Raw genomic sequence first — 9,035 nt, 5'->3', positions numbered from 1 at the left:
GGATTAATAATAAACAGATAAAATCAAAGACCATGAAAATACTATCGGCTTTAAAAATATATGTTGCAGTACTGGTATCGTTGCTGTTTACAGCTAAGTCCTTTGCACAAACTGATCCGCATTTTTCACAATATTATGCAAACCCATTATACCTAAACCCCGCCTTAACCGGGGTAATAGATGGCGATTACCGTGCAACTGTAAATTTTAAACAACAATGGAGTGCACTAAACAGCTCTTTTTTAACCGGCGGCGCATCTTTCGATATGGCTCCAAAAAAGAACTTCGCATTTGGTGCAACCATTTTAAATCAAAGGGCGGGAGAGTTGGATTTTAACTATTTATCTGCTTTGGTATCAGGTTCGTACCGTTTAAGGTTTGGTGCCGAAGGACTGCAGATGGTGAGCTTTGGCTTACAGGCTGGTATCATTAACCGTAGTTTCGATTTCTCCCAGGCCAGGTTTGGTAACCAGTTTAATCCGATTACGGGTTACGATGGAGGCATGATGAGTGGAGAAACACTTTCATCTCAATCATCTTTGGTTCCTGACGTAAACGCCGGTATCATGTTTTTTGATGGCGATCCCAACAGAAACATTAACGTTTTCCTGGGTGCTAGTGCGGCACATTTAACCAGGCCTATGGATCGTTTCTCAGGTACAAACTCACGCGTTCCGGTGCGTTTTACCGGACATGGTGGTGCGCGCATCAGGGCGTCAGAGCTATTGGATATTGTACCTAATGCCTTGTTTATGTATCAGGGTAATACAAACGAAGTGTCATTAGGCGCTTATGCACAACTTAATGTCAATCCATCCGCTAATATTTTGTTCGGAGGTAACTACCGTATTAAAGACGCAGCCATTGCTTTTGTTGGTTTACAGTTAAAAAACATGGTTTTCGGGTTAAGTTATGACGTAAATACCTCTTCCTTTAATCGTGCATCAAACAGTAATGGTGGTTTAGAACTCTCCATATCGCTTATAGGCCGTAATGGTATAATTGGTCCGAACTTCTTTTGTCCACGTTTATAATTATTCAGGATAATATGGTTATGACTTGGAAATCATGACGTTTTATCACTATTGAAAACAAGTTTAGAAAGATGAGAAAAATATTATTCTTTTTTTTATTGGCATTTGGCGGTTTTGCAAACGCACAGTATGTGGTAAATTATAAAAAGGTGGCAGATACTTATTTCGAGAATAAGGATTATTATGCTGCAGCTACCTTTTATAAAAAAGCATTAAAAATTACTGGAGATAGCAGTCAGGTAGTTTTGCCTTATGGCAAGGAAAGAAAATCGGCAACTGATGATAAGGTGATAGAAGATTATGAAGGGGCGATATATAATCTTGCGGAATCCAGCAGGCTTTATAGGGAATTTAACGATGCTGAAAAATATTATGCTATTGCCATAACCTTTACCAATACACGTTACAAAAAGGCATTATTTTATTATGCCGAGAGCTTAAGGGCAAATAAAAAATTTAACCAGGCTATTGATGCTTTTCAGCAGTTCATCCAGAAAAATCCTGGAGATCCTTTAACTAAAGATGCCAAAAAGGAAATAGAATCGTGCAAGTTTGCGATTGAAGAAATGCGTTTCCCACGTATGATACAGGTTAAGAAAGTTCCAGCCGGTATAAATGGCCTGGGATCTAATTATGCACCTGTTAAAATCAATAGTGAATTATATTTCACCTCATCCCGCCCGGTTACAGTAGGAAGTAAAAGAGATATGGTTAAAACAGCTACCGGAGAAATTCAGGTATCAACTAAAGCCAACCCATTTATTAATAACATTTATACGACTAAAGGAGAATTCAGTTCGGCTGAAATTGACGTAAAAAAAGTAGATATCAATTTTCCCAAAAATATTGAAATCGCTGCAGCTGCTTTTACGCCTGACAGAAATACCATGTACTTTACCGCCTGGAAGGATAAAGAAAAATATGCTATCTATTCGTCAAGGAAAGCCGGTGAAAAATGGTCAGATCCACAGCCGGTTGGTTTACAGGTAAATAGTAAAGATTTCAACTCTTCACAGCCTTTTGTTACCAGCGATGGTAAATTCCTGCTTTTTTCATCTGATAGAAGTGGCGGTTACGGCAAATTCGATCTTTGGTATTGTGCCATCCGCGAAGATGGTTCATTAGGTCAGGCGGTAAATTTTGGACCAGACATTAACACCGCAGATGATGAACATGCGCCATATTATAATACGCTAACTAAAAAGTTATTGTTCAGTACCGATGGGCGTGTTGGTTTTGGTGGCCTCGATTTCTTTGAATCAGAAGGAGATCTGGTAAACTGGTCTAAGCCAAAAAACCTGGGTTTTCCATTCAATTCGTCAAAAGATGATCTTTACTTTACCGCTAGCGATGACCAAGGAACCAAAGGCTACATTAGTTCTGATCGCGAATCATCTTGTTGTCTGGAAGTATTTGAAGTGAAAAAAGAATACCTTTCTATAGCCGGTCTTTTAACTGATTGTAAAACCAGGTTACCGCTGGCAGATGCCGATGTAACTTTGACCAATGCAGAAGGATCGCAAAAGATGATTACAGGTTCTGACGGTATTTATACGTTTAAAGTAGACTCTAAAAGACCGGTCAAGTTACTTTTTGCAAAAGATAATTATTTCGCGGTTACTAAAAACTATCTTTATGAGGAGTTGGCAAAAGCAGATACCCTGCTTGATAAAGAATACTGTTTGAGTCCTTTTAAACTGGGCATACCCATAACCTTGGAGAATATTTATTATGAATTTAACAGTGCAGAGCTTACAGAGCCTTCCAAAAAAGTCTTAGACTTCCTCATTCCGATTATGGAAGATAATCCTCAAATGGAAATCGAATTGAGTTCCCATACCGATAATATCGGAACAGAAGAATACAACCTGGACTTATCGAACAGAAGAGCAAAATCATGTACAGATTATTTGGAAAGTAAAGGAATAGCTGCGGCTAGAATGACTTCTAAAGGTTACGGAGAATCGATGCCTATTGAGCCGAACGAAATTATTGTAAAGCGCAAGAAAAAAGATAATCCTGAAGGAAGGGCAAAAAACAGAAGAACAGCGTTTAAAGTAATAAAGAAATAATACTTGTTATCATCCCAATTGAGCCATCTTCCTGAAATGGAGATGGCTTTTTTATGCCACCTGATTTATTGGTAAGCCACGCGATTATGCGTAGGATCTTCAATCTACTATTTAGAAAAGTTACAGTTTCCGATTACCATTTTGCAATAAATTGTTTCAGGCTCGAGCCGCCATGAACAAAAAATAATTATAAACTTAATGCTCATTATCCCTGCAGATGTTGTTTTGGAGATCAATAATTGAACAGATCGTCTCCAATTCTAAACTGAAAATTAATAATTGAATTAATCTTTGTAATTTTCGGCTTATCTTTTAACGCAATGAAGCTGACTATTCAACCAACCATAATTTTTAGAACCCCTAAATTTTCATATCAATCCGAGCTGGTAGATTGTTGGGAGGAATTGAAGTCTGCCATCTCCATATCTTCAGCTGCTTTTTACGAAACTATCAAAGAAGTAAAGGCAAACGAACTCCATGATCTTCCGCCTAAGGTTTATTTTACCATTTGGAAATATTTTAACCGTGCAAAATTCCGGTCGACTCCTTATGGAACGTTTGCTGGTTTCAGTTTGTTAAACGATGCCATTAAGCCATCTGAAAGTAGGATCGTAATTGATGAAGACCAGAAAATACGTGAGCTGATTGATTGGCCATACAAGAATAATATTCAACTGCCATTGCAAGATTTGTTGCAAAAGAACTGTCTGCTATTTAGTAACAGCAGCTATTATTTAACACCGGATAGTATCCGTTATATTGCCTGCACTGATGGTGTTTTTGAGCTGGCTGAGTTGGATCAGAACGAATTTGTACAACAGATATTGGCTGCCTGCCTAAAGCCGGTCCGACTTAATGATTTACTAAACCAACTAAGCTTAACTGATACTGAAACGCAAAATCTCTTTGGCTTGCTGCAAGATATGCATGATCTACAGCTCATTTTTACCAACTACGACCCCAATATTATAGGAGATGATTATTTTGAACGTTTGGGACTAACCGCCACCGAAGATCTGCCAAAATACCTTATTGCGCAACGTAGAGCTTTATCGGGATGCATCAATGACCGTTTGCTTCAGTCTGTTCCGGGTTTGATCAGTATATTACATAACATGATGCCAGTAAAAGGTCATGGTGCCCTTGATCAGTTTCGGAATAGGTTTAAGAAGAAATTCGAAGATCAGGAAGTACCGTTGTTACTGGCGCTAGACCCTGAAATGGGCGTAGGCTACGACGAATTGGAGCAAGCCGGTCAAAACAGCGGTTTTATAACACGTTTCATTAATAAGCCGGCTAAAAAAGAAGAAACAGAAAATCTGAAAACAGCATTAAAAAGTCATCTTGCCGAACAGAGATTTGAAAAAGATAAAACTATTTATCTGAACAAACTTGATTTACCACAGCATCAGAAGCTGGTGCCCTTACCTAACTCATTTAGCATGGTCATGTCGGTTCATGATGACCTGATTTTTGTAGAACAGATTGGTGGAGTTACATCCAACGCCTTAAGCGGAAGGTTTACCATGGCTGATGAAAGTGTAGCAAATTATGCAAAAGCCATTGCCGCTGCAGAACAAGAGGCAAATCCCGATGTTTTGTTTTTTGATGTGGCTTATATGGTAGAAGCTAATGTAGATAATGTAAACCGGCGGAAATTAATCTATGGGCATCAGTTGTCAATTTTAAATTTCGATACCTCATCTGTTCCACTTGCATTAAATGATATACAAATTTCAGTTAAGGGTACGGAGATTATCCTTCGCTCCAGGCAACTAAATAAAAGGTTGGTGCCAAGAATGGCCTCTGCCTATAATTATATCCGTTCAGACCTTTCTGTATTTAGGTTATTATGCGATTTGCAGCATCAGGGCTTGCAAACCAGTCTTTCCTTTCCGCTTGATGCCATTATTCCTGATCTTGACTACTACCCAAGGTTGCAATATCAGAATATTGTTTTAAGCAGCAACAAATGGAAAATTAAAAAAGAAGCGCTGTTGGGTACCGATAAAAAATTGCTTTCCATCACCGAGTGTAGATCATACCTCAAAAATTTAGGCATAAGTGAATATTTTAAAGCCGGTATGTCTGATCAGACCTTGTGCTTTGCCTTAAACAACGACGATGATATAAATGCTTTTTTGCAGTATGTGCAAAAACAGGGCAATACTTACGTTGAAGAAGTGATAATGCCTGAAAATAGCATTGTGGTTGATGAAGCCGCTAAGCCCTATTTCGCACAGTTTGTTCTAAGCATCAGCCATGGCGAACAAATTTACAGGCGTTTGGCTAAAACATCCGCAGATGAAGGTGTTACCCGTTTTTTTCTGCCAGGTAAAGAATGGCTGTATTTCGAAATTTATTGCCACCAGCAAAGGAGCGATGAGATTTTGATGGATGTAATCGCACCCTTCCTGATTACTTATGCAGATCAGGTAAAATCATGGTTTTTTATCCGTTACAACGAAAATGGAAACCACATTAGGTTTAGGGTTCAACTCAACAATCCAAATGGTGGGCAGTTGTTGATATCAAAGTTGATGGATGATCTGGAAGTGTTTGTAAATTCGGGTTTCGTGTCAGATGTGCAACTTAAAACGTATAAGCGCGAACTGGAACGTTATGGCAGTAATATAATCGAAGATGTAGAGAAACACTTTGGTATAGACAGTAGATTTGTATTATCGCTTTTAGAAACGCAAACCGATGATTTTAATAAATATAGATTATGTAGTGTTTTATTTTCTAAGGTTATTAAATCTAACATAATCGATAATTCGGCCATCAGTAAGATCGTGAGGTTAATGTCTGATAACTTTAATGAAGAGCATAGGTTGGATGCAGCCGATTTTAAGCAACTAAATATTCATTACCAGGAATTTCGGAAAACCGAATGGACAGCATTAACTGTAGAACAGGAGCAGTGGTTTAATGCTTTTTCTGATTCGTTGATCAAAACCCTTGCACAATGTGGCGCGGAAAATGCACCAAAGTTATTGACCGATTTAATGCATATGCACGTAAACCGGCTTTTCAACAAAGATCAGCGAACACATGAAATGGTGATGTACTATTTTCTGCTAAAGGATATCCAGCGCCAAAATGCGACAAGAACTTAACGGTTTAGCCTGGCCAATGGGTTATTTACCGTTACCTCTATTTCAGTAATATAACGGTTAAGCGGGTCTTGATAATACTTGAAGACATAGTCATTGCCATAAAAATTACTTAAACGTTTGCCAACATTTTCAATGCCTACATGATGGCTTTCTGTCTGTTTGCCATTATTATCATTAATCATATTTATGGTACTGATATTCAACTTGTCATTTTCGTAAGCAATTTTAATAATTGCCGGCTGGGTAGAGTGTGAAACGTTTCCGTGCTTAAATATATTTTCGACCAGTGTCAATAAAATAAGCGGAGGAAATCTTATCCCAAACATATCGCCTGTTACTTTAAGTTCCAGATTAATGGTATTAGCTGTACGGAGCTTATGGAGGTTGATCAGGTGTTCGATCTGTTCGATTTCTTCACTCAGCGGAACCATCTCTGATGCTGATGGGCGTTTTAGCGCATAACGCATCATTTCTGCCAGGTTCATAATGGCATCAGCCGCCATAGGCGCCTTTTTGCGCGCATCGTTATAAATGAAGTTTAAGGTATTAAACAGAAAGTGTGGATTGATCTGGCTACGCAGATAATTGTTTTGCGATTGAACAAGATCATTTTCCAAAGCCTGCTTTTCTATCTGTGTAACCAGATTCTGCCGTTCTAAGGCTTCTACTTTTTTCTGATCCTGAAATGATTTAACAACGTATATGTAGCCGGTAGAATAACCAATATATAATATGGAGCGATAAATGCATGGAAGTATAAATTCCATGTTAAACGATCTAGATGGATTTATTTCAATTAACCCGATCTGCTCAAACAAAATAATAAGCAGAAAGGTAGAAACAACGTATGCAAAAATGATTATGGTAATAAGGGCGGCAATCTTAAGAAGTTTTATGGGAAAGGATCCGGTTTTGAGTATTTTTTTTAGAAAAAAACCGTACACGTAAAAGGTAAAAATATTAACAATATAAACTAACAGGTAAGCTCCGGGTTCTCTGAATCTATGGGTAGCTAAACCCAGAATAAATACTTCATAAATGATATAAAGACTCCATACCAATAAGTGAAACTTATACTTTTCGTAGAATTTTTTTAAATGTAAAAAGCTCATTTTTTTCTTTTAATCTATTAAAATGGGGTTTTTATCTCCCAAAAACAGGGGTTGGTGTAAAAAAGTAGTTGGGGCTAATTTTGCGGTGCATCTTTACAGAAAATTAATCACAACGATAATAACAAAAATTTAAATACTATATATTATGAAAGCTCAACATACCAATCCTTCTGCAAAACTTGCTAAAAAAACTGTTTTTGTTTATAAAAATGTTAAAGCAAAAAACAACTTCTCTACTAACCCGACAGGAGATCAAAGCCACACGGTAATGACCAGTTTTATTATCGAATTTTAATTTCAAAATAACTCATTTTAATAGTTAACTCATCATTTTTAACATCATCATCATCATGAAAGTTCAACACACTGATTCTGCTGCAAAACTTGCTAAAAAAACTGTTTTTGTTTATAAAAATGTTAAAGCAAAAAACAACTTCTCTACTAATCCGACAGGAGATCAAAGCCACACGGTAATGACCAGCTTTATTATCGAATTTTAATTCTTAATAAGATATTCAATATTATATCATCATATTTAAACATCGCTACCATGAAAGCTCAGCACACAGGCAAACTTGCTAAAAAGACTGTTTTTGTTTATAAAAACGTTAAATCCAAAAACAACTTTTCCACTAACCCAACAGGAGACCAAAGTCACACGGTAATGACTAGCTTCATCTTCGGATTGTAGTCTCTTACTTCATCACTTATCCTATTAGTGAGAAACCAGAAGGGTATTAATTTCGGTTCGATTTTAATAAACTACTCTGTACATAGGCGAAGAAAGCCTCTTTGTAACCTTCTCCTATTTGTATCATCTCGTTATTGATGAGCCTGATTATATTTCCGTCTACTTTCTTAATTGCTGCCTTGGCAACAATATTTGATTTATTGACACGGATAAATGCATGATTTTCCAGGGCCTTTTCAATTTCCTTCAGCGTAAGGTAAGTAGTGTGGATCTCAGATTTTGTAATAATCTGTATATAATTCTGTAGTGCTTTGATATAAAGTATTTCATCTATAGCAATATTTGAAAAAGCATATTTGTGGTCGCCTTTAATATAAAGGGCGGCAACCTGATCAGCTTCTTTCGTTGTAGCCTTGTTGCTATTGTTTGATTCCTTCTTTAATATCCGATCAATACCTAATGCAAATTTTGCAAATGAAATAGGTTTTAATAAGTACTGATCTGATTGTACATCAAATGCTTGCAGGGCATAATCGGGATGCGCAGTTGTAAAAACAAGATACTTCGCCTTTTCCCTGATATTTTTGGCCAGTTCTAATCCGTTTATTCCTGGCATATCAATATCCATAAATAATAAATCAATTTCGTCTTCGATACTTATTTCGGTAAGTGCCTGGACAGGACTGGTAAAAGTTTTAAAAACAGTTAAACCAGGCATTTCTGCAATGTGGTCAGTTAATACTTCAATTGCATGTTGCTCGTCGTCTATAACAACGCATTTTAGATTCATGTGTAGAATTTGTGGGTTTATTTGATTTGAATGCAAGTTAAATAAAAATGAGTTGAATTAACAATTGCGCCTTAAAAAAACTTATCTCCCGGTTTTGTCTATTGAAAACCTGGGTTTCGTGTAATATTCCGGGTGGTTGATGTAAAAAAATTAACAGCGCTTCTTCTTTTTATAATCTTTATACTGTTTGCCAAAAACAAATGATTAGTAGTTAAAC

Annotated in this window: 7 protein-coding genes; 5 read left to right on the top strand and 2 right to left on the bottom strand. The window is 37.0% G+C overall.

Translation table 11 applies throughout. From position 1 onward, the window contains the following. Positions 1 to 32 precede the first annotated feature (32 nt). From BM107_RS20250 to BM107_RS20240, 3 genes are all read left to right on the top strand, one after another. A complete protein-coding gene (locus BM107_RS20250; protein WP_090986722.1) occupies positions 33 to 1,034 on the top strand; it encodes a PorP/SprF family type IX secretion system membrane protein in 1,002 nt (333 codons plus the stop codon). Positions 1,035 to 1,105: 71 nt separating this feature from the next. Then, positions 1,106 to 3,106, top strand: a complete 2,001-nt coding sequence (locus BM107_RS20245; protein WP_090986720.1) for an OmpA family protein — start codon at positions 1,106 to 1,108, stop codon at positions 3,104 to 3,106. Positions 3,107 to 3,426: 320 nt separating this feature from the next. Further along, positions 3,427 to 6,225 (top strand): lantibiotic dehydratase, encoded by a 2,799-nt coding sequence (locus BM107_RS20240; protein WP_090986718.1) that lies wholly within the window; start codon positions 3,427 to 3,429, stop codon positions 6,223 to 6,225. Here the strand turns inward: BM107_RS20240 and BM107_RS20235 are convergent. Continuing rightward, positions 6,222 to 7,337 (bottom strand): sensor histidine kinase, encoded by a 1,116-nt coding sequence (locus tag BM107_RS20235; protein ID WP_090986716.1) that lies wholly within the window; start codon positions 7,335 to 7,337, stop codon positions 6,222 to 6,224. The genes BM107_RS20240 and BM107_RS20235 overlap by 4 nt on opposite strands. Before the next feature lie 145 nt (positions 7,338 to 7,482). Between BM107_RS20235 and BM107_RS24775 the strand changes: the two genes are divergently transcribed. Both BM107_RS24775 and BM107_RS24770 read left to right on the top strand, forming a co-directional pair. Further along, positions 7,483 to 7,632, top strand: a complete 150-nt coding sequence (locus BM107_RS24775) for a hypothetical protein (protein WP_159435288.1) — start codon at positions 7,483 to 7,485, stop codon at positions 7,630 to 7,632. Positions 7,633 to 7,687: 55 nt separating this feature from the next. Then, positions 7,688 to 7,837 (top strand): hypothetical protein, encoded by a 150-nt coding sequence (locus BM107_RS24770; RefSeq protein WP_159435287.1) that lies wholly within the window; start codon positions 7,688 to 7,690, stop codon positions 7,835 to 7,837. A 237-nt stretch (positions 7,838 to 8,074) separates the two neighbouring features. On the opposite strand, the gene BM107_RS20230 is transcribed toward BM107_RS24770, so the two are convergent. After that, positions 8,075 to 8,818, bottom strand: coding sequence for a LytR/AlgR family response regulator transcription factor (locus tag BM107_RS20230; RefSeq protein WP_090986714.1), 744 nt, complete (start codon positions 8,816 to 8,818; stop codon positions 8,075 to 8,077). Positions 8,819 to 9,035 lie beyond the last annotated feature (217 nt).

The sequence above is a fragment of the Pedobacter suwonensis genome (assembly GCF_900111825.1).
GTDB lineage: Bacteria > Bacteroidota > Bacteroidia > Sphingobacteriales > Sphingobacteriaceae > Pedobacter > Pedobacter suwonensis.
Note: the sequence above shows the minus strand (reverse complement) of the source record. Positions and strands in the feature narration are given on the sequence as shown.

Excerpts from the sequence above, each read along its gene's own strand:
- BM107_RS20250 (WP_090986722.1), top strand. The coding sequence starts at position 33 with ATGAAAATACTATCGGCTTTAAAAATATATGTTGCAGTACTGGTATCG.
- BM107_RS20245 (WP_090986720.1), top strand. The coding sequence starts at position 1,106 with ATGAGAAAAATATTATTCTTTTTTTTATTGGCATTTGGCGGTTTTGCA.
- BM107_RS20240 (WP_090986718.1), top strand. The coding sequence starts at position 3,427 with ATGAAGCTGACTATTCAACCAACCATAATTTTTAGAACCCCTAAATTT.
- BM107_RS20235 (WP_090986716.1), bottom strand. The coding sequence starts at position 7,337 with ATGAGCTTTTTACATTTAAAAAAATTCTACGAAAAGTATAAGTTTCAC.
- BM107_RS24775 (WP_159435288.1), top strand. The coding sequence starts at position 7,483 with ATGAAAGCTCAACATACCAATCCTTCTGCAAAACTTGCTAAAAAAACT.
- BM107_RS24770 (WP_159435287.1), top strand. The coding sequence starts at position 7,688 with ATGAAAGTTCAACACACTGATTCTGCTGCAAAACTTGCTAAAAAAACT.
- BM107_RS20230 (WP_090986714.1), bottom strand. The coding sequence starts at position 8,818 with ATGAATCTAAAATGCGTTGTTATAGACGACGAGCAACATGCAATTGAA.